18 protein-coding genes are annotated in these 24,043 nt (G+C 68.5%); 9 read left to right on the top strand and 9 right to left on the bottom strand.

Translation table 11 applies throughout. The features are described 5' to 3' along the window. Positions 1 to 17: 17 nt before the first annotated feature. Positions 18 to 3,410 (bottom strand): AAA family ATPase, encoded by a 3,393-nt coding sequence (locus ABDJ85_RS06615; RefSeq protein WP_347703980.1) that lies wholly within the window; start codon positions 3,408 to 3,410, stop codon positions 18 to 20. A 51-nt stretch (positions 3,411 to 3,461) separates the two neighbouring features. Continuing rightward, positions 3,462 to 4,433, bottom strand: coding sequence for a hypothetical protein (locus tag ABDJ85_RS06610; protein WP_347703979.1), 972 nt, complete (start codon positions 4,431 to 4,433; stop codon positions 3,462 to 3,464). Positions 4,434 to 4,584: 151 nt separating this feature from the next. Between ABDJ85_RS06610 and ABDJ85_RS06605 the strand changes: the two genes are divergently transcribed. After that, positions 4,585 to 6,282: a hypothetical protein gene (locus tag ABDJ85_RS06605; protein WP_347703978.1), complete on the top strand. Its 1,698-nt coding sequence runs from the start codon at positions 4,585 to 4,587 to the stop codon at positions 6,280 to 6,282. Here the strand turns inward: ABDJ85_RS06605 and ABDJ85_RS06600 are convergent, their stop codons facing one another. Beyond that, positions 6,283 to 6,975 (bottom strand): glutathione S-transferase N-terminal domain-containing protein, encoded by a 693-nt coding sequence (locus ABDJ85_RS06600; RefSeq protein ID WP_347703977.1) that lies wholly within the window; start codon positions 6,973 to 6,975, stop codon positions 6,283 to 6,285. It lies immediately after the preceding gene. Positions 6,976 to 7,020: 45 nt separating this feature from the next. Between ABDJ85_RS06600 and ABDJ85_RS06595 the strand changes: the two genes are divergently transcribed. Beyond that, positions 7,021 to 7,746 (top strand): hypothetical protein, encoded by a 726-nt coding sequence (locus ABDJ85_RS06595; protein ID WP_347703976.1) that lies wholly within the window; start codon positions 7,021 to 7,023, stop codon positions 7,744 to 7,746. Here ABDJ85_RS06595 and ABDJ85_RS06590 read toward each other — a convergent pair whose 3' ends face one another. Together ABDJ85_RS06590 and ABDJ85_RS06585 are read right to left on the bottom strand one after the other, a co-directional pair. Continuing rightward, the gene (locus tag ABDJ85_RS06590; protein WP_347703975.1) at positions 7,747 to 8,820 is read right to left on the bottom strand and encodes a phosphotransferase; all 1,074 of its coding nucleotides are present in this window, start codon (positions 8,818 to 8,820) and stop codon (positions 7,747 to 7,749) included. A gap of 6 nt (positions 8,821 to 8,826) precedes the next feature. Next, positions 8,827 to 9,531 carry a Crp/Fnr family transcriptional regulator gene (locus tag ABDJ85_RS06585; protein WP_347703974.1) on the bottom strand — a complete coding sequence of 235 codons (705 nt, stop codon included), beginning with the start codon at positions 9,529 to 9,531 and terminating at the stop codon, positions 8,827 to 8,829. A 178-nt stretch (positions 9,532 to 9,709) separates the two neighbouring features. Between ABDJ85_RS06585 and ABDJ85_RS06580 the strand changes: the two genes are divergently transcribed. Further along, a complete protein-coding gene (locus ABDJ85_RS06580; protein WP_347703973.1) occupies positions 9,710 to 11,563 on the top strand; it encodes a hypothetical protein in 1,854 nt (617 codons plus the stop codon). A gap of 15 nt (positions 11,564 to 11,578) precedes the next feature. Here the strand turns inward: ABDJ85_RS06580 and ABDJ85_RS06575 are convergent, their stop codons facing one another. Genes ABDJ85_RS06575 through lptF form a run of 4 tightly spaced genes read right to left on the bottom strand, consistent with a single transcriptional unit; the run spans position 11,579 to position 15,114 of the window. Continuing rightward, on the bottom strand, positions 11,579 to 12,523 hold the full coding sequence (locus ABDJ85_RS06575; protein WP_347703972.1) for a CysB family HTH-type transcriptional regulator: 945 nt from the start codon (positions 12,521 to 12,523) through the stop codon (positions 11,579 to 11,581). 7 nt (positions 12,524 to 12,530) lie between these two features. Further along, the gene (locus tag ABDJ85_RS06570; protein WP_347703971.1) at positions 12,531 to 12,905 is read right to left on the bottom strand and encodes a sirohydrochlorin chelatase; all 375 of its coding nucleotides are present in this window, start codon (positions 12,903 to 12,905) and stop codon (positions 12,531 to 12,533) included. Beyond that, a complete protein-coding gene (lptG, locus tag ABDJ85_RS06565; protein ID WP_347703970.1) occupies positions 12,902 to 14,017 on the bottom strand; it encodes an LPS export ABC transporter permease LptG in 1,116 nt (371 codons plus the stop codon). Before lptG ends, ABDJ85_RS06570 begins: the two co-directional genes overlap by 4 nt. Next, complete coding sequence (gene lptF / locus ABDJ85_RS06560; RefSeq protein ID WP_347703969.1) at positions 14,014 to 15,114, bottom strand: LPS export ABC transporter permease LptF; 1,101 nt, start codon at positions 15,112 to 15,114, stop codon at positions 14,014 to 14,016. The genes lptG and lptF overlap by 4 nt, the downstream gene beginning before the upstream one ends. A 29-nt stretch (positions 15,115 to 15,143) precedes the next feature. Here lptF and ABDJ85_RS06555 point away from each other — a divergent pair, with 29 nt between their 5' ends. From ABDJ85_RS06555 to prsR, 6 genes are all read left to right on the top strand, one after another. After that, positions 15,144 to 16,601 (top strand): leucyl aminopeptidase, encoded by a 1,458-nt coding sequence (locus ABDJ85_RS06555; RefSeq protein WP_347703968.1) that lies wholly within the window; start codon positions 15,144 to 15,146, stop codon positions 16,599 to 16,601. Continuing rightward, on the top strand, positions 16,602 to 17,015 hold the full coding sequence (locus ABDJ85_RS06550) for a DNA polymerase III subunit chi (protein WP_347703967.1): 414 nt from the start codon (positions 16,602 to 16,604) through the stop codon (positions 17,013 to 17,015). A gap of 138 nt (positions 17,016 to 17,153) precedes the next feature. After that, on the top strand, positions 17,154 to 18,317 hold the full coding sequence (locus ABDJ85_RS06545) for a branched-chain amino acid ABC transporter substrate-binding protein (protein ID WP_347703966.1): 1,164 nt from the start codon (positions 17,154 to 17,156) through the stop codon (positions 18,315 to 18,317). Between the two features lie 684 nt (positions 18,318 to 19,001). Next, on the top strand, positions 19,002 to 20,384 hold the full coding sequence (locus tag ABDJ85_RS06540) for a TIGR03013 family XrtA/PEP-CTERM system glycosyltransferase (RefSeq protein WP_347703965.1): 1,383 nt from the start codon (positions 19,002 to 19,004) through the stop codon (positions 20,382 to 20,384). Between the two features lie 128 nt (positions 20,385 to 20,512). After that, positions 20,513 to 22,642: an XrtA/PEP-CTERM system histidine kinase PrsK gene (gene prsK, locus ABDJ85_RS06535; RefSeq protein WP_347703964.1), complete on the top strand. Its 2,130-nt coding sequence runs from the start codon at positions 20,513 to 20,515 to the stop codon at positions 22,640 to 22,642. After that, positions 22,639 to 23,997, top strand: a complete 1,359-nt coding sequence (gene prsR / locus ABDJ85_RS06530; RefSeq protein ID WP_347703963.1) for a PEP-CTERM-box response regulator transcription factor — start codon at positions 22,639 to 22,641, stop codon at positions 23,995 to 23,997. Before prsK ends, prsR begins: the two co-directional genes overlap by 4 nt. The last annotated feature ends 46 nt before the right edge of the window (positions 23,998 to 24,043 follow it).

The following is a 24,043-nucleotide window of genomic DNA, read 5'->3' as shown; positions in this document are numbered from 1 at the left end:
GTGGGGCAAGCAGCGGCTCACGGGCGCTGCGGGTGCGCCGGCGCTGCGGCGGGATCGGGCATCGAGGCTTGCAAGCGCTGCAGGCCCAGGTTCACCGGGTTGCGATGCAGGAAGCTGTCGGCAAACGCTGGCGGCACCTGCTCGGCACAGCAGGCCTGGACCCAGCGTTGCCCTTGCGCCGCCAGGGCGTGTGCGGCGGCCGGGTTGCCCAGGTGCAGCTGGGCTTCAGCGCAGCGCAGCCAGAACTCGCCTTTGAAGACGATCTCGCTGTCGAACCTTGGGCCCAGCCCCAGGGCGGCCTCCAGATGGCCTCGCAGGCGCTGGGCGTCGTTGGTGCGCAAGGCGCAGTCGATGCCGCGCAGGTGCGCGGCCAGGGCCAGGCCGTGGCGTTCGTGCGCGGCGGCCCAGGCGGCCAGGCCGGCGGCCATGGCCTCGCCGGCCTCGGGCTCCAGCAGGGGGCAGGCCAGCAGGCAGACCACGCGGTAGGGCATGTCGTCGCGTTGATCCTCCAGCAGGCGCAGGGCGGTCAGTGCATCGGCGCGGGCGAGCGCGGTGTCGCCTGCCAGGCGTGCCAGCTCGGCGCTGTGGGCCCGCCACAGTGCCTGCCGCGCGGGCAGTTCGTCGTCGGCCCCACTGCGGCTTTGCAGGGTGTGCCGCGCGCGTGCGTGCTGGCCCAGGTGCGCATAGGCCAGCGCCAGCCGGTGCACGACATTGAACGCCGCCGCCGTGCCGGGGCCGGCGGCCACCAGCCCGTCGCGCGCGTCTTCCATCAGCGCCAGGGCGTCGCGGTAGTCGCCCAGGTCGCGCAGCCGCCAGCCCAGGGTGGCTTGGCTGTGCAGCACCTGGCCGGCCAGGCTTTGCTGCGAGCGTGCCAGCTGCAGCCCGCTTTGCAGCGCCTGCGTGGCGGCCCGCAAGCGCCCGCGCTTGGCCAGCGTGGCGCCCAGGCTAGCCAGCGCGGTGGCGGTGGCTTCGTGCAGGCCGTGGCGGCGGGCCAGCTCGCATTGCCGCTCATGCACCTGGGCGGCGTCGGCCAGGCGGTTGGCGTAGTCCAGCGCCATGCCCAGGTGGTTGAGGTAGTCGCACAACAGGGCGGGCTCGGCCTCGGCCTGGGCCCAGTCCTGCTGGGACTCCAGCAGCCGCAGCGCGGCCCCGATCTCGCGTGCGTTGAGCAGGCTGCCCGCCAAGGGGAGCGCGAGCTGCAAGGCCAGCTCCGGCCGCCCCAGGCTCAGCGCTTTGCTGATGCCTTCCTCGCAGGCGGCGCGGTGGGGCCCGAAGTCGTCGATGCGCCGCGCCATGGTGGCGGCCATCACCGCCAGCGCGCGCAGTTGCTCGGTTTCGCCGGCCGCCATCTGCAGCGCCTGCTGGGCCAGTTGGGCCGGCTCGGCGCCCAGGCTCTCGCACAGCGCCGCCTCGGCCCGGGCCAGGGTGGACTCGAACTCGGCGCGCGTGTCGCCGCCGGCGCGGGCGCAATCGGCGGCCAGGCGCAGCCAGTGGCCTTCCTCGATGCGGCGCAGCGTGCGGCGCGCTTGTGCCGCCGCTGCCAGGTAGGCCTGGGTGGCGGCGTCCCAGCGGGCTGCGGCCTGCCAGTGCGCTGCCAGGCGTGCCGGTGGCGTGGCCGGCTGCCGGGCCAGGAAGCCTGCGATCTGCGCATGCAGCTCGCGCGCCAGCGCCGGGGGCACAGAGGCCAGGGCGGCGTCGCGCACCAGGTCTTGCGCCAGAGTCCCAGCGCGCAGCAGCTGGGCTGCTTCCAGCTCGGACCAGGGCTCGGTCAGGTCGATCAAGCGCTGGCCCAGTACCTCGGCGGCCAAGGCGGCGCTGAAGTCGGGCCCGGCCAGCGCGGCGCAACGCGCCAGCTGCACGGCGGGCAGGGACAGGCGAGCCAGCCGCTGCAGCACCAGCTCGCCCACGCGCGGCGCCACGGCTACCGTGCTGGCCGGGTCGCCGCGCCGGCTTTCGGGCTGGGACAGCCAGTGCTTCAGGCCTTCCAGCAGGAACAGCGGGTTGCCGCCGCTCTGGCGTTGCAGGGCGGTGGCGTCGAGCCCCTGCAGCTCGGGCAGCGCCAGGGAGTCCAGCAGCGCGGCCACAGCGCTGACGTCCAGGGGCGGCAGGTTCAGCGCGGGCCGCGCGCTGAGCCTGCCCAGCCCTTGTGCCGCAGCGCCCAGCTCCGCCGGGCAGGCCGCCGCCACCCAGCGCATGCCCGGTAGGCCCAGCAGGCCCGGCAGGGCGGCCAGGCTGGCGGTGTCTGCAAAGTGCAGGTCGTCCAGCACCAGGCCAGGCCACCCCGCCGCCAGGGCCTGCCGCGCCAGGGCCAGGGTGGCGTTCAGGAAGCGCGCGCGTTCGTTGTCGCTGGCAATAGCCGGCGTGTCGCCCAGCTCGGGCAGCAGCCGGGCCAGCTCGGCGCGCAGGCTGGCGCTGGGCGGCGGCGCGGCCTCGGCCAGCAGGTGGCGCAGCAGGCGCGACAGCAGCGCGTAGGGCTGGGCGGCGTCACCCGCTGCGGCGCTGATGAGCAAGCAGCCCGGCGTGGCCAGCGCCAGGTCGCCCAGCAGGCGGCTCTTGCCCATGCCGGGCTCGCCCAGCAGCAGCAAGCCGGTGCCGGCTTGCCAGGCCTGGTGCAGTTGGGCCCATTCGGCATCGCGCCCCACCACGCGCGGCGGCCGCAGCATCGAGGCGGGGGCTGGGCGTGCGCTCAGGGCTGTGGGCGCGTGGGCCTGTTCGACCTGGGCCAACAGGTCCAGGGTCTCGGCCCCGGGCTTGGCGCTCAGTTCGTCGCGCAGCACCTGCTCGCAGCGGTCGAAGGCGGCCAGCGCCGCCGCCCGGTCACCGCGCAGGTAGTGCAGCCGCATGAGGCGGCGGTGGGCGTGCTCTGACGCCGGGTTCAGCGCGACGAGCCGCTGCGCCACCGCCAACGCGGGCGCAATCTGGCCATTGGCTTCGAGCGCGCTGGCCTGGCTGGCCAGGGTGTCAATGCGCTGCTGCTGGCGCTGTTCGCGTTGGGCCTGCAGCCATTGGGCAAACGCCGGCACGTCGTCGTAGGCCAGCGCGCCCAGCAGTGGCGCTTCATCGGTGTCGCCGTCGGGAGGCGCAGCGGCGTCGGCGCTGACGCCCGGGCTCAGCGCCAGCGCGTCGCTGCGGCCGTCCAGCAGTTCGGCCAGCAGGGTGCGATGGGCAAACAGCAGCTGTCGCAGGTTGCGCCGGGCGGCGGCGCTGTCGAGGTTGGAATAGAACAGTTCGGCCACCCGCGCGCGGGACTGTGGGCCGTCCACGGCCAGCAAGGCCAGCAAGGCCGCCAGCCGCGCCGGCAAGGCCTGCCAAACGACGTCGTTGTGGCCATCGCCGCCGCGCTGCAGCCGGGGCGTGCCCTTGAGCTGCAGGTGCAAGGCGGTGGGAGGCGTGGACGCTGGCGTGACCATGCCCTTAGTGTCGGTCGGGCGCCCCAATGGGTGGCCCTGCGCGGCGGCGCGTCAGGCGGTCGCCGTGCTGCTGCGGCGGCGCAGCAGGCCAAACACCACCAGGCCCAGCAGGAAATAGGCGGTGGTGGTCGCTTCGGGCACGGCGGTGGCGTAGTCAAAGCCGCTGGCGCCCTTGCCGGACACCGCGGCCACGTCGATGGCGCTGCCGTCGGCCCAGCGGGCGGCCTGCACGCCCTGCCAGGCAAAGGTGTGGCTGTAGTCACCCAGCGCCGCTGCGGCGCCGTTGACGACGAAGTTGCAGTTGTCGCACTGGGAGTAGCCATTGGCCCGCGTGGTGGCGCTGGCCCACATCGTCAGGTCCACCGGGACGCCCAGCCACACGGGCACGGTCACCACGAAGTTGCCGAAGCTCGTGCTATCGCGCACCACGTCCGAGGAGTCCCAGGAGTAGGCCTTCACGCCCGAGGCGCCACCACCCCAGGGCATGTTGAAGCCCCACTGGTACTCGGCATAGCCATCGCTCCAGCCGCCGACGTTGTTCTTGCTGACATCGGCAGTGCCGTCAAAGCGCACCACCAGGTCCAGGTAGACCAGGCCGGTGGCGCCGCTGCTGTGCGTCCAGACCATGGTGTCCACGGTGCGTGCTTCGGCGTAGGCATAGCCCCCGCTCGACAGGAAGGCGCGCGTCGTGCCGCCGGCAGGCGGCGTGATGTTGGTGGCACCCTGTGCGGCCGCTTGCAGGCGCAGTGCGCCAGGCGACGCTTGCGCCATCGCCGAGGCAGAGCCCGAGAGGTTGTACAGGCTCGACCGGTAGTCGGCCGTGGCGCTCTGGGCGTCGGTCAGCGCGCTGGGCGTGCTCTGCGTGGTTTTGCGCTGCAGCGGGTCGTCAACCACCTGCACGAACGGCGCGAGGTTGATCACCGAACCGGCCGCCGTGTCGACGGTGGTGCTGGCGGTGTAGCCGGCGTGGCAGGCGGGCGCCAGGGTCAGGCCGAGAAGGGCGGCGGCGAGTGTGTGTTTCATGGAAGTTCCCAGAAGTTGGGGCGGAACCCTTCCGCCATGCCGTCACTGTCGGGCCCGCAGCGTTAGGCCAGCGTTTGCTTGCCATGGCAGGCCGCGCCGGGACTTGCCGCTATCCTGCGTTCGCCCCAGCCCAGCCCTTCAGGGGACTCGCATGCCCAAGCTTTCATCACTGCTGAGCCTGTGTGCCAGCGCCACCCTGCTGGGCGCCTGCGTGACGACCCTGGAGTCCGAGCCGCCGGCCACGTCGATCACAGCGATGGCGGGGCTGGGCCCCTCAAGCTTTGTGGTCACGGCCAGCGACCCGCAGGCACGCGCCTGGTTTGCCCAGGGCCTGCAGTTGGCCTACGCCTTTGAGCACGGCGAGGCGGTGCGGGTCTTCCGTGCCGCAGCGGCGCGCGACCCGAGTTGTGCGATGTGCGCCTGGGGCGTGGCCTATGCGCTGGGGCCCAATATCAACAACCCCGACCGGGGCCCGCAGCGCGACATTCGGCGCTACCTGGCCAAGGCCCAGGCCGCGGCCGCCGGCGTCACGCCCAAGGAGCGCGCCTTGATCGACGCGTTGGCGCTGCGCTTCGGCCGCGCCGACGAGCAGGCGCAGCAACGCTACGAGGCCATGGGCAGCGCCTTGTGCAGCACGCGCGGCAAGGCCAAGCAGGCCGACCCCAAGGAGCTGGCCTACGCGGCGGCGATGAGCGACGTGGTGCAGCGCTACCCGGACGACCCCGACGTGGTGACGCTCTATGCCGACGCCCAGATGAACACCCTCTCCTGGGAGTGGTGGGACCCCAAGACCGGCCAGCCCAATGGTCGAGTGGGCGACGTGATTGAGCGCTTGGCGGAGATCACCAAGCGCTATCCGCAGCACACCGGCGCGCTGCACTTCTACGTCCATGTGGCCGAGCATTCACCGCGCCCGCAGCAGGCCGAGGCGGCGGCCGATGCGCTGGGCACGGTGGCGCCCGAGGCACCGCACCTGGTGCACATGGGCAGCCACATCTACAAGAACATCGGCCGCTTTGCCGATGGCAGCCGCGCCAACGAGCAGGCGCTGGAGGTGCAGAAGCGCTTTGACGCGACGCTGAACGCCCAAGGCGTGAAGGGCGGCGGCTGGTGGAACCGGCACCACCTGCACTTCCTCTGGTACGCGGCGCTGATGGAAGGCCGCCTGGACCTGTCGCTCAGCACCGCGCGCGACATGGCCAAGCGCTACGGCCGCCTCGGCGATGCGGCCGGCGAGTACACCTTGATGCTGCCGCTGGCGACCCTGGTGCGGCTGGAGCGCTGGCAGGACGTGCTGGCCGAGCCGATGCCAGGCGAGGGCCTGGGTGTGCTGCGCACCTATGTGGCCTTTGCGCGCGGCATGGCCTTGCTGCACACCGGGCAGTTGGTGCCGGCCAAGGCCGAAGCTGTCGAGTTGGCCCGCCTGCGGGCGCTGCCGGCGGTGCAAGCGGCGCGGATGTGGGGCGAGGACACGCCGGTCAAGCTGGTGGCCTTGAGCGAAGCGCTGCTGATGGGCAGCCTGGCGCGGACCGAGCGGCGCTTTGACGAGGCCGTGACGCAGCTGCGCAAGGCCGCCGATCTGGACGACGAGCTGGGCACCGACCCACCCATGCTGGGCGGCGGCGCGCGCCTGGCCCTGGCGGGCGCTTTGATGGATGCGGGCCGGCTGGATGAAGCCGGCAAAGAAATGGCCGAGGCTCTGCGGCTGAATGGCCCGAGCGCTTGGAGCCATCAGGCGCTGGCGCAACTGGCCGCCGCACGCGGCAACGCGGCCGAGAGCCAGCGCCATGCAGACCAAGCGCGCCTGGCCTGGGGCCGGGCGCAAGGGGCCGACCTGCCCCGCCTTTGATCAGCGCTGCGCTAACTGCCGGGCGCCGAACATGACATCGCGCGCCGCGTCACTGAGCGGCGCACGGGGCTTGTCCTCAAAGGCTGCCAGGCCGCGCAGCACGGCCGGGCGTTTGGCGATCTCGTCGAACCAGCCCTTGAGGTGTGGGTAGTCGTTCATCTCCACGCCCTGGTTCTTCCAGGAACGCAGCCAGGGGAAGGTGGCGATATCGGCAACGCTGTAGGCCGGGCCGCCCAGGTAGGTGCTGCGCGCCAGGCGCTTGTTGATCACGCCATAGAGGCGCTTGGCCTCATTGGTGTAGCGCTCGATGGCGTAGGGCAGCTTCTCGGGGGCATAGAGGCGGAAGTGATGCGCCTGACCCAGCATCGGGCCCACGCCGCCCATCTGGAACATCAGCCATTGCAGCACCTCGTACTTGCCCCGCGTGTCGGTGGGCAGGCCAAAGCCGGTTTTGCCCGCCAGGTAGAGCAGGATGGCGCCCGACTCGAACAGGCTGATGGGCGCGCCGTCGGGGCCGTCAGGGTCGCGCAACGCGGGGATCTTGTTGTTGGGGCTGATGGCGAGGAAATCCGGGTCGAATTGCGCACCCGAGCCGATGTCTATGGGGTGGATGCGGTAAGGCAGGCCGCATTCCTCCAGCATGATGTGGATCTTGTGCCCGTTGGGCGTGGGCCATGAGTAGACTTCAAGCATTGCGCCCTCCGGTCAACGACGTCGGTTGAAGGATTCTCCGGTCTCATGGTCGTAAAGCAAGTCAAAACCTGGTTGGTCCAGCGCGCCAATGCGTCGCGCTGGCGTGGGCTGCAGGAATGGGCCGAGTCGCGGCGCGCCGAGTTCCAGCTGCACCCCGAGGGCATCGGCTTCTATATCGACCAGCCCGGCGCCAAGCCGGGGCCCTTGCGTGTCGAATGGGGCCCGTCGCAGCGCGACTACATCGAGGGCAACGAGCTGCGCATGCGCCTTGAAATGGGCCTGAGCCCCGAGTTGCAGATGATGGTGGTCTGCCGCACGCTGATGGACAAGCTGGAAGCGGCGGTCTTCGAGGCCTACACCGACACGCTGCAGACCCGGCTCGACACCGAGACCCCCGAAGAGATGCGCTGGCTGGTGATGTTCCCCAAGTTCGCGCCGCCGGAAGGCCGCGAGCTGCGCGAGCGCCTGGGCTTCATTGGGGTCCACAAGGACCTGCTGGCCGCCTGGGTCGAGGGTGAGTTTGGCGACACCCTGCAGCGCGTGCTGAAGGAGGCGCTGCCTGAGGGCGTGCCCTTCCTGCTGATGTGCCTGCGCGGCAACCTCTACCTGCGGGTCGCCATGCCCGAGCCCGAGCTGGAGCGCGTGCAGGCCCTGGTGCGTTTGCTGGAAACGGCGGCGCGTGAGGCGCATCGCATCCAGGGCCGCATTGGTGAGGCCATGAACTGGCCGACCACGATGGCCTCGACCTTCCAGTCCACCCGGCCGAGCTGATCAGGCCTGCTGGGCAAACTGCCAGGCCAGGTCGGCCAAGGGCCGCGCTGAAGCGGCCGCCTCCCGCGCCTGGCTGCTGGACGCCGTGCCTGCCTCGACCCGCTTGGCAATGCCCTGCACGATGGCCGCGATGCGGAACAGGTTGTAGGCCAGGTAGAAGTTCCAGTCCTGCAGCACGGCGCTCACGTTGGCGCGGCCGGTGCGTTCGCAGTAGCGCTCCACATAGGCGCGCTCATCCGGAATACCGAGTGCCGCCAGATCCTGCCCGGCCAGGCCGCGCGCGATGCCGGAGGCCTTCACGTGCCAGCTCATGCAGTGGTAGCTGAAGTCGGCCAGCGGGTGCCCCAGCGTGGACAGCTCCCAGTCGAGCACGGCGATGACGCGTGGCTCGGTGGCGTGGAAGACCAGGTTGTCCATCCGGTAGTCGCCATGCACGATGCTGACCTCGGCGGAATCGCGCGCCGAGGCCGGGATGTGCGCCGGTAGCCACTCGATCAAGGCATCCATCGCCGGGTTGGGCTGGGTGACCGAGGCCAGGTACTGCTTGCTCCAGCGGCCGATCTGGCGCTCGAAGTAGTTGCCGGGCTTGCCGTAGTCGGCCAGGCCCAGGGCCTGGAAGTCCACCTGGTGCAGGGCCGCGATCACGCGGTTCATCTCGTCGTAGTGGGCGGCGCGCTCGGGCGGGGTCAGGCCGGGCAGGCTTTGGTCCCAAAGGATGCGGCCGGCCTTGAACTCCATCACATAGAAGGCTCGGCCGATGACGGACTCGTCCTCGCACAGCGCCAGCATGCGCGGCACGGGCACGGCGCTGCTGGCCAGCGCTTGCATCACGCGGAATTCCCGCTCGATGGCATGCGCCGAGGGCAACAGCTGGGCCACGGGCGCGGGCTTGCTGCGCATCACATAGCTGGCGCCGGGGGTGTCGAGCTGGTAGGTGGGGTTGGACTGGCCGCCCTTGAACTGCGCGACGGACAGCGGGCCTTGAAAGCCCGCCACATGCGCGCCCAACCAGGCGCTGAGCGCAGCGGTGTCGAGGGGGTGCGAGGGCGCGCGGGTGCCGGTGTAGGCGTCCATGGCCGTTTACTTCCCGGCGGCGGCCAGCAGCTTGGCGCTGTCCAGCACGACGAGGCGCGTGGGCTCGACGCGCACTGCGCCGTCGCGTTCAAAGCTCTTCAGCTCCTGGTTGACGCGCTGGCGTGAGGCGCCGAGCAACTGGGCCAGGTCCTCCTGCGCCAGTTGCAGGCCGATGCGGGTCTCGCTGCCCTCGGTCACGCCATAGCTGCGGGCCAGGAAGAGCACCTGCTTGGCCAGGCGCGCTGCAAGCGGTCGGGTATTCAGGTCCTCGACCATGTCGAACATCAGGCGCAGGCGCCGGCAGTTCAGGCGCAGCAGGGCTTCATACAGCTCGGTGTGCTGGGCCAGCAGGGCGTGGAAGTCGGGCTTGCGCACGCACAGCAAGGTGGTGTCGCCATGGGCGTGGGCGTCGTGCGTGCGCGGCAGGCCATCGAAGAGGGCGATGTCGCCAAACCAGATGCCGGGCTCCACATAGGTGAGCGCCACCTGCTTGCCCGACAGCGAGACCGAGCTGATGCGCACCGCGCCGTGCGCCACGCCGCACCATTCCTCGGCGGGCTCGCCCCGGTAGGTGAGGGCGGAGCCGTCCTTGAGGCGGCGCACCGAGCTGCAATCCAGGATGCCCTGGCGCAAGGCGGCGGAGAGCTTGCTGAACCAGGGCCCGGACTCGATGGCGCTGCGTTCTTCGGGCGTGAGGCTGTGGACGTTCATGACGCGCGCTGGACCCTGGCTTTGTGTGCCCGCCCTGGGCTTGTAACCCGGGCGCGGCAGACTGTGTGTTTGGGACGATTGTGCCGGGCTTACGAGCCCCTTTGACGCCAGGGCTGCATGCTAGAGTCGCCGCGCCTTTCTTCCCCCATCCCATCCCTCTCGCCCATACCGCCTGGCCATGCCCAAGACGGCTGAGCGCCTGATCTTTCAGGGTGCCTGCTTCACGCTGCTGTGCTCGCTGACGTCCAGTCCCTGGGCGCTTGGTGTTGAGCCGCCCCTGGTGCGTTCGCGCCTGGGGCAGCCGCTGGACCTGCTTTTCCCCATCAACCTGGGCCCGAGCGAGGCGCTCAGTGAGCAATGCCTGCGCGTTGACGTCCAGGCGGGCGATGCGCGCGTGCCGGCCGGCCTGCTGCAGATGCGCCTGGAAGGCGAGCCGCCGCAGCTGCGGGCCCGTCTGACCAGTGCCGTGCGGGTGGATGAACCCGTGGTGCAGGTCAGCCTGGCGGTCGGGTGCCCGAGCCGTTTCACGCGCGAGTTCATGGCCTTGCTGGAGCAAGCACCAGCCGCTGCGCCGCCTCCAGCCTCCAGGCCTGCTGTGCCCGCCGTCTTGCCAGAGGTGAAGCCTGCCGAGCGCCCGCCGATTGCGGCCCCGGCGCCAGCTCCGGCAGCTGCACCCATCGCCGCCGCAGCGCCCACGCCGCCGCGCGAGGCGGCGACCCCGCCCGCGCCGCCTCCGACCAAGGCCAGTGCCCCCAGCCCGCGCGCTGAGCGGCCGGTCGCGGTGCGCAAGCCACCTGCCAGTGCGCAGCCGCGCCTGCGCCTGGATGCGCCCGAGATCCTGCAGCCGCCGGCTCCGCGCGTGAGCCCAGCCGCGCCACCGCCGCCTGACGACAGCAACGACGCCGCGCTGGAAGAAGTGGTCGCCCGCCTGGAAGCCCAGGTGGCCCAGCTGCAGGCCGAGCTGCGCGAGCGGCAGGCCGCCGCTGCCGGTTCAGCACCGGCAGCAACGGCCTCGGCACCTGAAGCCACCGCCTCCGCGCCGGTCGCGCAGGCTTCGGCGCCGGCGGACGACGCGATCGTGGCGGTGCGCACCCAGCGCCCGCCCAAGCCGCTGCGCTATGCCGACCCGTTGATGTGGTTCTGGACCCTGGCCCTGAGCCTGGGCGCTGGGGTGGCGGCCTATCGCTGGACCCTGTCGCGCGAACGTCGCCAACGCGGCGTGCCGGTGTGGGGCTCGCTGGGCGCCGCGGCGCCGGCCGAGGCCGAGGTGTCGCGCTTGGCGCCAGACGGCGCTGGCGCCCAGCCCGTGCTGGGTGGCGCTGACGCCTTGCCGTCTCAGCATTCGCAGCACTCGGCCCATTCCACGCAGCCGGCCAGCATCAGCGCCTTTGCGCCGGCGGTGGAGAGCCGCTTGCCCGCTGAACTGCCCGACGAGGGTCAGGTGCTGCTGAGCCAGCGCACCGCGCCGCTGCTGCCGGCGGCAGCCATGGCCGAAACCCAGCCCCTGAACCGCCGTCTGCTGACGCCGCCGCCGGTGAGCGAAGACCCGCGCATTGCGCAGGTGGACTCGCTGCTGGAACTGCAGCGCCAGGTGGAGTTCCTGAGCATGCTGGGCCAACTCGATGCCGTGGCCGACGCGCTGGCGGCGCGGGTCAATCAGCCGCAGTGCGGGCCCATGCCCTACCTGATGTTGATGGAGCTGTGCCAGGTGCAAGGCGAGTCGCGTGGCTTTGCCGAGCTGTCGCTGCGCTACGAGGCTGCATTCCGTCGCCCATCGCCCAGCTGGCAGGTCAGCATCGGGCGCGGCAAACCGCTGGATGCCTGCCTGAGCGTGATGGCCCACCTGCAGGTGGTCTGGGCCGACCCGCCCGCTGCGCTGCGCATGCTGACCGAGCTGGTGGTGCGCGGGTCAGGGCCTGGCGAGTCGGGCTTCGACCTGCCGGCCTTCAAGGACCTGCTGACGCTGTTCAGCGTGGCGCGCGACCGCGTGCTGTCGGGCGAGGCCGGGCCTGGCGTGGATCTCGTGCTTTGAACAGGCCCGCGGCCTTCACATCCCGAAGTCAGTCGCCTCGCCGCTCATGGCGCGCTCGATGAGCTTGCGGCTGAGCCGGTCTGACAGCATCTCGGCGAAGCTGTAGACGTAGTTGCGCAGGTAGGCGCCGCGCTTGAAGGCGACGCGCGTCACGTTCTGCCCCAGCAACTGGCCCAGCGGGCGCCACACCAACTCGCTGTTGGGCGGCTCTTCCTGCATGGCCATCTCGGCCACCAGGCCCACGCCCATGCCGAGCCGCACATAGGTCTTGAGCACGTCGGAGTCGATGGCTTCCAGCGCGATCTCGGGCGTGAGACCGCGCGAGGCAAAGGCGCGGTCAATGCGCGTGCGGCCGGTAAAGCTGGCGTGGTAGGTGACGAGGGGCTGGGTCGCCAACTGCTCAAGCGTGATGCGCGGCGCCTCGGCCAGCGGGTGGTCGCGCGGCACCACCATCACGTGCTGCCACTCATAGCAGGGCAGGGACACAAGCTCGGGGATCTGCGCGAGCGACTCGGTGGCCAGGCCGATGTCGGCGGTTTCGTCGAGCAGCATGCGGGCCACTTGGTCGGGGCTACCCTGGTGCAGCGAGATGCGCAGATTGGGCAGCTGGCGCCGCAGCTGTGCCACCGGCGTGGGCAGCACATAGCGCGCCTGGGTGTGGGTGGTGGCGATGGAGAAAGTGCCGGAGTCCTGCCGCGAGTACTCCTCGCCAATGCGCTTGAGGTTGCCCACCTCGCGCAAGATGATCTCGATGCTGGCCAGCACACGCTGGCCGGGCTCGGTGATGCTGCGCAGCCGCTTGCCGTGGCGCGAGAAGATGTCGATGCCGAGTTCTTCTTCCAGCTCCAGGATGGCCTTGGAGACCCCGGGCTGTGAGGTGAACAGGGCCTTGGCCGTCTCGGTCAGGTTGAGGTTGCGGCGCGCGGCTTCCTGAACAAAGCGGAACTGATGCAGGTTCATGGCGTGCCTATCGTGGCGGCGTGGCGGTCAGGCAGGCGTCCACCATGGCCTGGCGGACCAGCGGGTGGTCACCAATCGGCGCCTGGAGCGACCACTGCACGCCCGGGTGCCGTTGCTGCAGCACCTGCAGCAGGCGCGGCACGTCCTTGCGCACATGCCCGCCGGTGCCGAGAAAGAGCGGAATCAAGGCCACTGAGGTGCAGCCTGCGGCCACCAGGCGGTCCCCCGCCGTGTCCATGTCGGGCTGCATGAATTCCAGGAAGGCCAGCACGGCCGGGTTGCCGGGCCGGGCGGCCTGCAGGGCCTGCAGGACGGCCTCGAAGGGACGTGCCCATTCGGGGTCGCGGGCGCCGTGGGCGAAGAGCAGGGTTCCAGTCGTCATCGGTAGCGGACCAGCCAGGTGAACGCAGCCATGGAGAGGGCCAGATAGAGCAAGCTCGGCGCAGCGGCCACGGCCCAGGGCGTCCAGTTCTTGAGCAGGCCCAGATGGCCCGCGACGTTGTTGAGCAGGATGAAGCTGATGCCCAGCATGATGCCGCCGAACACCTTGTAGCTGATGCCGCCGGACCGACCGTGCAGGTAGGCAAAGGGCAGGGCCAGGGCGATCATCACGAAGCAGGCGAAGGGGTAGAGCGCGCGGCGCCAGAACTGGATGCTGTGCGCCTGCGCCGACTGCTCCTGGGCTGAGAGATGCTTGGTGTAGCGGTACAGCTCCAGCGTCGACATCGACATGGCGGGCAGCATGGCTGCGCTGACCACCTTGGCCGTGAGGCCGCTTTGCCACTGCGATTCGTCGGCCTCGGTTTCGCGCACGGCAGGCGCGCCGACGGCCGGTGCGTCCGTGGACCATTGGGTGTCATGCACCTCGTGCAGGCGCCACAGACCGGCTTCGTTCACGTCGGCGCTGGCGGCTTCGCGGCGTGAGAGCAGGGCCCCGCGCTCGTCGAACTCGAAGATGCGCACACCGGTGAGCTGCCCGCCGTCGCCCACGGCGCGCACATGCACCGAGTAGCTGCGCTCACGCCCGTCCACCATCTGGTGGTCCTTGAGCCAGGCGCCTTTGGCGGCATAGGCTGCGTTGCGCGTGAGGCGGCCGCGCATCTCGTCGCCCCAGCGCTCGAACTGCGGCGCCACGAAGTCGCCCATCAGGAAGGTCAGCAGCGCAAAGCCCGCCGCCAGCCCGGCCAGCAGGCCGAGGGCGCGGCCAGGGCCGAGCCCGCCGGTGCGCAGGATGGTGAACTCGCTGGACTGCGCCAGGCGGGCGAGCGTGACGATGCTGCCGATCAGCACGCCGATGGGGAAGAGTTCATAGAAGCGGCCGGGCAGTTCCATCAAGGACAACACAGCTGCCTTGCCGGGCCCGACACCGACGCGCGCCATGCGCTCCAGCTCTTCCACGAAGTCCACGAAATAGAACAGCGCAAGGAAGGCGAGCACCACCAGCACGACCGAGGCGCAGATGTCGCGGTAGAGCAGCCGGCGCACCGTCCTCATGCCAAGCTCCGGCGCCAACGCGGGTTGAAACGGGTGCCCTGGTCGCGCCACCAGAGCAGGCCCAGCGCCACGACCAGCGCGCTGCCGTGCACGCGGGCCAGAGCGGCCACGAGGCTGAGCTTCTCGCGCGCGACCCAGGACAGGCTGAGGTTCAGCATGTTGAAGTAGACGACGAAGGCCAGCAGGGCAAACAGCAGGTTCCAGTTGCTGGCGCGGCGCGGGTTGCTGGCCGAGAGGCCCAAGGCCAGCAGGCTCATGTTGACGCACGCCAGGATCAGCCCGAAGCGCCAGGCCAATTCACCGTCGTTGCGCGGGCTGCGATGCCGCAGCAGCTCCAGCGTCGCCACGGCCTTGGGCGGCAGTTGCGTGGCGCCACTCAGCACGCCGGGGTCGGTCATGACACGGTACTGGTCGAAGCGGGCCATGCTCTTGGCTGCGGTGTGGGCATTGGCTTCGTTGCGTTGCCCGTGGTCGAGCACGAGGAAGCGGTCGTCACCCTGCATTTCAAGGCGGCCACGCGCGGCGGTGGTGACGGACTCGCGCTCGCCATCGCGCCCTGCTTGGCCGAGGATGAAAACGTTGCGCCCGGTGGTGGCGTCCTCACCGTCGCGCTCGATGAAGAAGACGCGGCTGCCATCGCGCGAGGTTTGGAACTGGCCGGGTGCCACGCGCGACAGATCGCCCCGCCGCTGGTAGCGGTCGCGCAACTCGGCGCTGTTTTGGTTGCCCCAGGGCCAGATCAGCAGCTCCAGCACGATCACCGCCAGCAAGATGGGCCATGCCATCTGGAAGACAGGCCGGACGAAACGCGTCAGCGGCACGCCTGAGGCAAACCAGACCGTCATCTCCGATTCGCGGTAGAGGCGGCCCAGCGTCAGCACGATGGCGAGAAACAGCGACAGGATGAGAATGGTGCCGAGGTGCGCGAGCGTGGCGTAGCCCATCAGGAGGATCACGTCCTGTGGCGCCACATTGCCGCCAGCCGCCTGCCCGAGCGTCCGGATCAGGGTGGACGTGAGCACGATGGTCAAGATGACCACGAGGGTGACCCCGAAGCTCCGCGCCAAGTCCGCACGCGTGGACGTATCGAATAACATCAATTTCACTCTTCTGACTTCGAGTCATTATGGACTTCAAGATTCAAACTGCCAGCGCTTTGGCTGGCGTCAGCGCTGATGCATTGATCGTGGTGCTGGCTGGCGATGCACTCCCGGCGCAGCTCGACAAATCAGTCGCCGCGCTGGCCCAGGACGCCATCAAGCTGGGGGACTGGCAGCTCAAGGCGGGCCAGACCATCGCGCTCACGCGGCCCGCCGGCCTGAAGGCCTCGCGCCTGGTGTTGGCGGCCAGCGGTCGGGCCGGCCTGGCGGCGGGCAAGGCAGCGCTGGCCAGTGCGCTGGCTGCGCTCAAGGGTCGGAGCGTCGCGCATGCGGCCATCTGCTTTGTCGGCTTTGACGCTGGGTTGGCTGACAGCCTGAGCGAGCAGGCGGTATTGGCGGTGGCCGAAGCGGTGTACGTTTACCGGCACACCAAGCCAAGTGCCCCGGCGGCGGCCAAGCTGGCACGGGTGACCCTGCTTTACGGCGCTGCGGAGGCCAAAGCGGCCCGTCCAGGCCTGGCGCGAGGGCAGGCGATTGCGGCGGGCGTGGAGCTGGCGCGCGAGTGCGCCAACCGACCGGGCAACCATGCGACCCCCAGCCACCTGGCGTCCGTTGCGGTGGACCTCGGCAAGCGCCACGACCTCAAGGTGGAGGTGCTGGACCGCAAGCAGGTGGAAAGGCTGGGCATGGGCAGCTTCCTCGCTGTGGCCAAGGGCTCGGACGAGCCGCTCAAGTTCATCGTCGCCCAGTACCACGGGGCGGCCAAGACGCAGGCGCCGGTGGTGCTGGTGGGCAAGGGCATCACCTTCGACTCCGGCGGCATCTCGCTCAAGCCGGGCGCCGAGATGGACGAGATGAAGTTCGACATGGGCGGTGCTGCCAGTGTGTTGGGTGCTCTGCGCGCGGTGGCGGAGCTGCGCCCGAAGCTGAACCTGGTCGTCATCGTGCCGGCCTGCGAGAACATGCCCAGCGGCCGCGCGCTGAAGCCGGGCGATGTGGTGACCTCGATGTCGGGCCAAACCATCGAGATCCTCAACACCGATGCCGAAGGGCGGCTGATCCTGTGCGATGCCCTGACTTATGCCGAGCGCTTCAAGCCGTCTGTGGTGGTGGACGTGGCGACGCTGACCGGCGCCTGCGTGATCGCGCTTGGCGGCGTGCGAAGCGGCATGTTTGCCAACGACGACGAGGTGGCTGGTGCCTTGAGCACAGCCGGTGAGGCGGCTCTCGACCCGTGCTGGCGCATGCCGCTGGACGAGGCCTATGACGATGCGCTCAAGAGCAATTTTGCCGACATGGCGAATGTGGGCTCTCGGGCCGGTGGCGCCGTGACCGCCGCCAAGTTCTTGCAGCGTTTTGCCGGCAAGTTCCGCTGGGGGCACCTCGACATCGCGGGCACGGCCTGGAAGGGCGGGGCCGCCAAGGGCGCCACGGGTCGGCCGGTGGGCCTGCTCACTCATTTCGTGCTCAGCCAGGGCCGCTGAGTGCGGGTCAGCTTCTACTCGGACGCCGATGAACCGCTGCGCTTTGCGTGCCGCCTGATCCGGCGCGTACTGGCGCAGGGGCAACCGCTGGGTGTTGTGGCGGCTGACGAGACGCTGCGCGAGCTGGACGCCTTGCTCTGGAGCTTTGACCCGACGGCTTTCATCCCCCACCGCAGGGCAGGCACGGGCGCCCCGGGCGAGGTGCTGTTGGTGGAGGACGCGGCGCTGCTCCAACACCGCGCGGTCCTGCTTAACCTGGGCGACGTCGTGCCGTCTGCGGCGGCCGAGTTCGCACGCATCCTGGAAGTGGTGCCCAGCGCTGCGGAGGGCCGTGCCGCCGGGCGGCGGCGCTACCGCGAGTACCAAAGCCTCGGGGCGGAGCTCGACCACTTCAGCGCCCAGCCCGCCGCCTGATCGCGTCGCACCAAGTCTGCGGCGCGCAAAGGCAACGCAAAGTCGTGAACTATTCACGTCTGCGGTCCTGCCTATGCTTAAATCGCCGCGGCTGTTTTAGCTGTTCCGGAAACCTTCACTGCCACCTGGAGTTGATCCATGCAACACAAATTCGTACGTGCAGCGGCTGCTGTTTCGGCGGTCACCGCGTCTTTGCTGATCACGGCCTGCCAGAAGGAGCCCACGGGCCCGGCGGTCGTCAAGATTGGTCACGTCGGTCCCACCAGCGGCCAGATCGCGCACCTGGGCAAGGACAACGAGATGGGCGCCCGGCTCGCCATCGATGACCTGAATGCCAAGGGCGTCACCATCGGCGGACAGCCGGTCAAGTTCGAGTTGCTCGCCGAAGACGACGGCGCGGACCCGAAGCAGGGCACCGCAGCAGCGCAAAAGCTGGTGGACGCCAAGGTCAACGGCGTGGTCGGCCACCTGAATTCGGGCACCTCCATCCCGGCCAGCAAGGTCTACAGCGACGCGGGCATCCCCCAGGTCAGCCCCTCGGCCACCAATCCCAAGTTCACCCGTCAAGGCTTCAAGACCACCTTCCGCGTGGTGGCCGACGACGTGCACCTGGGTGGCACCTTGGGCCGCTATGCGGTCAATGAACTCAAAGGCCAGTCCATCGCCGTCATCGACGACCGCACGGCCTACGGCCAGGGCGTGGCTGACGAGTTCGAAAAGGGCGTGGCCGGCGCCGGCGGCAAAGTCGTCGGCCGTGAATTCACCAACGACAAAGCCACGGACTTCACCGCCATCCTGACTGCCTTGAAGGACAAGAAGCCCGATGTGGTCTTCTTTGGCGGCATGGACGCGGTGGCCGGCCCGATGCTGCGCCAGATGAAGCAACTCGGCATCCAGGCCAAGTTCCTGGGCGGCGATGGCATCTGCACGGGCGCCTTGCCGGAGCTGTCGGGTGACTCCATCGCCGACAGCCAGGTGGTGTGCGCCGAGGCAGGCGGTGTCGAAGGCGAGGCCAAGACGGCCATGGACGCCTTCCGCACCAAGTTCAAGAGCAAGTTCAACACCGACGTCCAGATCTACGCGCCCTATGTCTACGACGCCGTCAACGTGCTGGCCGAAGCGATGGTGAAGGCGGGTTCATCGGACCCTGCCAAGTACCTGCCTGAGCTCGCCAAGACCGCCGACTACAAGGGTGTCACCGGCACCATCACCTTTGATGAAAAGGGTGACATCAAGAACGGCGCGTTGACGCTCTACACCTACAAGGGCCGGGAGCGCAAGCAGATCGCCGTTGTGCGCTGACCCTTCGTCTCGATAGCGGCCCACTGCCGCTGTTGGATCTCCCTCGATGCCCGCACGAGACGCCCGTCTCTGCGGGCATCGTCATTTATGACTTGTGTTGCGGGAGCGCTGACGTTGACGCGCGAACAACTGGGCGGCGCCTTTCGGCCTGGTTGGTGCGTGATGGGCTGAGACGTTCGGTGCGGCGTACGCGGCTGCCCGGATTTCAAATCGTCGAGGCCACCGGCGTGTGAATATTTCTCATATTGCGCATTTGCAATCTTGACTTGAGTTGTTCAACCGGTCGCCGGGACACATCCCAGGCGCTTCATCCCCGGATATCGGCCGTGCGTTAAGCACGTTTTTGCCTTTGTATGCCGGCGCTGACGCACGGCGCTTGTCGCGGGCTGCGATCTACTGCCGCCCCGCGATGTCGCTCCTGCCGTTCGAGCGTCGTCCATGTAGGGGACGCTTGATGCCAGTCGTCCACCCAAACGGGGGGCTTTCAACCTTGGGGGGTGCGGGCATGATTCGGCCGCAAGTGAGAAGGCTGGCGTGCTGTGCGCTCAGTGCGGTGTCGGTGTCATGAGCCCGGCATCTGGCGAAGCTAAAAGATTGCACGATCGGCGCACTGCGCCGCTCCTGATAAAGGGTCCGCAAGGATCGATGAAATGAATGCTCGAATAGACATATTCGGGGATATACATGATTCGGATTTTTAGTCATTACCTGCACCGGCAAACTCTTCTCCAAGTTGGATTTGACTTGGGTTTGATTTTGTTTGCTGTCCTGGCTGTGGTATTGAGTCAGGGGGAATCGGCGAAACTGGCGCTGCCATTCGCCGCTTCGCATGGCCTGTCGCTGGCCGGTTGCATGTTTGTGATCAATTCGGCCACGGGCTTTTATCAGCACGTGCACAACCGCTCGGTCACCGAGTCCTGCGCGCGAGCGCTGCTGGGTCTGATGTTTGGCCTGCCGCTGGCCTACGCCATCTTCCGCCTGGTGCCGGTGGACACCAGCCACCGCGACCTGCTGACCATGGTGGCGATGAGTGCCGTGGCGGCTGTCATGGTGCACCGTGTCTACGCTTCGCACACAACGGCCCAGTCGCGCTTGCGCAGCCGCATCCTGATCTTTGGTACGGGCGCCGCCGCTCGCACGGTGGGCAACACCCTGCGTGCCTCTGACCCGCACGCCCAGGTCGTCGGCTACTACCAGTCGCCCACCGAAGCTCAGCTTGAAGTGCCGCGTGCCGAGGTCATCGGCCAGGGGCTGGGTTTGACCCAAGCTGCCCGTGAGCATGCTGTGGATGAAATCGTGGTGGCTTTGACGGAGCGCCGCGGCGGCAGCATGCCTTTGCGTGAGCTGCTGGATTGCAAGTTGTCCGGCATCAAGGTCGTTGATATTGCGACCCACTTCGAGAAAACCCTCGCTCAAATCAAGATCAGCCACGTGAATGCCGGCTGGCTGGTGTTTGGCGATGGTTTCAATCAGGGTGTGATGCGTTCGGCCATCAAGCGCGTGACCGACATCATTTTTGCCGCTGCCATCATGGCGGTGACCTGGCCGATCATGCTGATCACGGCGATCGCCATCCGCCTGGAATCGCGCGGCCCGGTGCTGTACAAGCAAGAGCGTGTGGGCCTCAACGGCCAGCCGTTCAGCGTGGTCAAGTTCCGCAGCATGCGCACCGACGCTGAGAAGGACGGCAAGCCGCGCTGGGCGACCCTGAACGATGACCGCGTGACCCGCGTCGGCCGGTTCATCCGCAAAGTGCGCATTGACGAGCTTCCCCAGCTGTTCAACGTGCTGCGTGGCGAGATGAGCATGGTGGGGCCCCGCCCCGAGCGTCAGTTCTTCGTTGACGAGCTCATTGCCAAGATCCCGTACTACGCCGTTCGCCACAGCGTGAAGCCGGGCGTGACCGGCTGGGCGCAAGTGCGCTACGAGTACGGCTCGACCATCGAGGACTCGGTCGAGAAGCTCCAGTACGACCTCTACTACGTCAAGAACAACACGCTCTTCCTTGATCTGCTGATCATGCTGGAGACCGTGGCCGTGGTGCTGACGGGCAAGGGCGCCCGCTGAGGTTTGCCCTTTCGGGTTATGCAGGAGGCGGAATTGCCGCGCCTGCCCTGCAAACCCGGCTTTGAGAGCAGGGCTCTCGAATATCCTCCCCGGCTGGTGCGCTCGAGGTTCAAGCGCTGTGTGGCCGTGTGACTGAGGGGCAGTTCTTGCTCGATTCCCTGGACAGTGCTGGATTCCTGTTTTCGGCGTTGAGCTACGCCGTCCTGCTGGTGTACTCGGTCCAGCGTCTGCTGCGTGAGCCTACGGCCGCGCGCTCTGGCGCCGCACTCTTCTGGCTGCTGTCCATCCTGGCGACGGCGGTGTGGGCTGCCTTGGGCGCCGTCAATGCTGAATTGCATTGGTCGGACCGGCTGCCTGGCTGGGTCGTCCCTTCAGCGGACCTGGCCCGCTATGCGCTCTGGTTCGTGTTCATTGGTGCCGTGCTCAGGCCGGCGGCCAGCACGGCCGGCGGAGCCCGCAAGGGCGTGCTCTGGATCTGGCCCGTGGCCAGCGGCGCGGTGGCGCTTCAAGCCGGGTTGATTGCCTGGGCTCAGGCCGTGCCTGTCGGCGCGCTGGACCGGCAGCTGGCTTTCGCCGCACTGGGCTTGGCCGTGCTGGGCTTGGCCTTGCTGGAGCAACTGTTGCGCAACAGCGCCGCTGATGCGCGCTGGAACGCCCGGCCCGTGTGCCTGGGCCTGGGGCTGACCTTCAGCTTCGACCTGTTCATCTTCTCGCTGGCTGCCTTGTTCGAGCGCTCGGACGCCGAACTGCTCAGCGTGCGTGGTCTGGTCCACGCCCTGGCCATGCCCTTGCTGGCCATCGCCTCGCGCCGCCAAGCGGATTGGTTTGATCGGCTCCACATCTCACGCGCGGCGGTGTTCCATTCGGCCACGCTGTTGCTGGTGGGGGGCTATCTGCTGATGGTGGCGGGCGTCGGCTACTACGTTCGCTACTCGGGCGGCAGCCTGGGGCGGGCCTTGTCGGTGGCGGTGGTCTTCGTGGCGCTGGTCGGATTGGCATGGCTGGCGCTGTCGGGCACGGTGCGTTCGCGCCTGCGGGTCTACATCTCCAAGAACTTTTTCAGCTACCGCTACGACTACCGCGAAGAGTGGCTGAGCTTCAACCGCCTGCTGTCCCAGGGAGCCGACTCGCAGACATTGGGCGAGACGGTGGTGCGTGCCCTGGCCAATCTGGTGGAGAGCCCCAGCGGCGCGATCTGGTCCTTGAACGTTGCTGGCACTGAACTGCGGCAGACGGTGGCCTGGAATCTCCCGCGCCAGTTCGGTGTCGAGCGACTGGACGACTCGCTCGCGAGCTTCCTGAGCCGCACCGGCTGGATCATCCTGCTCGACGACCTGCGGCAGGACGCCAGCAAATACCCCGAGCTGCAGGCGCCCGCCTGGCTGACGGAGGAGGCGCAGCATTGGTTGGTGTTGCCCTTGGTCAGCGGCAACAGCCTGACCGGCTTTGCCGTGCTGGGCCGCCCGCGCGTGCCGATCGAAGTGGACTGGGAGGTCCGCGATCTCCTGCTGGCCGCCGCTTCGCAGGCTGCGGGCTACTTGCGGCAGGCCCAGGCCTTGGAGGCGCTGCTGGAGGCGCGCAAGTTCGAGGCCTTCAACCGCATGTCGGCCTTCGTGGTGCACGATCTGAAGAACATCGTCACCCAGCTCTCGCTGATGTTGCGCAATGCCAAGCGCCTGCGAGACAACCCCGAGTTCCAGCAAGACATGCTGGACACCGTGGACAGTGCGGTCGAGAAGATGCGTCAGCTGATGCTGCAGTTGCGCGAAGGCGAGAAGCCGCACGGCGTGACCAGCGGAGTCGACCTGGCCGAGCTGGCTCGGCGCCTGCAGAACGCCGCACGCCTCAAGGGCCGCGAATTGCAATTGCATGTGGCATCGGCCGTGTCGACGCGTGGCCATACCGAGCGCCTGGAGCGCGTGCTGGGTCACATGGTGCAGAACGCGTTTGACGCCACGCCGCCTGACGGCGAGGTGGCGTTGTGGCTTGATGCACAAGGAAGCCAGGCGCGCGTACGAATCATCGATACCGGCTGCGGAATGACCGAGGACTTCATTCAGAATCGACTGTTCAAGCCCTTCCAGACCACCAAGACGTCTGGCATGGGGATCGGTGCGCATGAAAGCCACCAATATGTTCAGGAACTCGGAGGGTCCATCCAGGTGGAAAGCACGGTGAACAAGGGGACGTCGATCACGCTCCTGCTGCCTCTCTTCCACGCGCAGTCCGAGGCCTCCGGGCTGGAGCGCCGCGCATGAGCAGTGAACGCCACGCGCCGCTGCTCATCGTCGAGGACGATCTGGCGCTGCAAAAGCAGTTGAAGTGGTCGCTCGACCGATTCGAGTCGGTGACGGCCGACGACGTCTCGAGCGCGGTTCTGCAGTTCCGCCGACATCAACCGGCTGTGGTGACCATGGACCTCGGCCTGCCGCCGGATCGGGATTCGGTCTCCGAAGGCTTCAAGTGCCTGGAGCGCCTGCTCGAAATCGACCCGGCAGTGAAGGTCATCGTCCTCACCGGCCAGAACGACCAGAGCAATGCGCTGCGTGCGGTGCGGATGGGGGCCTACGACTTCCTGGCCAAACCGGTGGACCCCGACGTCTTGAGCTTCACCGTCGAGCGCGCCTACCGCCTCTACGAGCTCCAGCAGGAGAACCGGCGCTTGCAGATGCAGCAGTCCAGCGACGTGCTGGGCGGGCTGATCACGCGCGACCCCGGCATGCAGAAGCTCTGCCGCATGATCGAGAAGGTCGCGCCAAGTGACGCCACGGTGCTGTTGCTGGGCGAGAGCGGCACCGGCAAGGAGGTGCTGGCCCAGGGCCTGCACGACGCCTCCAAGCGCAAGGGGCGCTTCGTCGCCATCAATTGCGCCGCCATTCCCGAGAACCTGCTGGAGAGCGAGCTCTTCGGCTACGAGAAGGGCGCCTTCACCGGCGCGGCCAAGACCACGGTCGGCAAGATCGAGACCGCCAACGGCGGCACCTTGATGCTGGATGAAATCGGCGACCTGCCCATGCCGCTGCAAGCCAAGCTGCTGCGCTTCCTGCAGGAGCGGGTGGTCGAGCGTGTGGGCGGGCGGCAGGAGATCCCGGTCGATGTACGCGTCGTCGGGGCCACGCACCAGGACCTGCGCCAACGCATCAGTGACGGCCTGTTCCGTGAGGACTTGTACTACCGCCTTGCCGAGGTCGTGATCGACATTCCGCCGCTGCGTGACCGCGTCGGCGATGCCGTGCTGCTCTGCCACTCGTTCGCCCACAAGTTCGCGGCCGACATGCGTCAGAAGGCGCCTACGCTGACCGACGAGGCCGTCAGTGCGATCGAGGCTCACCGCTGGCCCGGCAATGTGCGCGAGTTGCAGAACGTGATGAAGCGCGCCGTGATCATGTGTGAAGAAGCGCGCATCACCGCCGCTGATCTGGGCCTGCGCGCGCCGGCGGAGGCCGTGTCGGCCACCGACCTGGACCTGCGCGTGGCGCGTGAAGATGCCGAGCGGCAGACCGTGCTCAAGGCCCTGGCCAGGGCCGATGGCAATATCGTGCGCTCAGCGGAGTTGCTGGGTGTCAGCCGGCCTACGCTCTACGACCTGATGAATCGCCTGCAGATCAAGTGACCGCGCTGGCGGCCGTTCGGCATTGCCGTGCGCTCTTGGCGAAACT

This window comes from Roseateles paludis, assembly GCF_039872745.1.
Classification (GTDB): domain Bacteria; phylum Pseudomonadota; class Gammaproteobacteria; order Burkholderiales; family Burkholderiaceae_C; genus Pelomonas; species Pelomonas paludis.
This window is presented reverse-complemented; position numbering and strand designations above follow the sequence as displayed.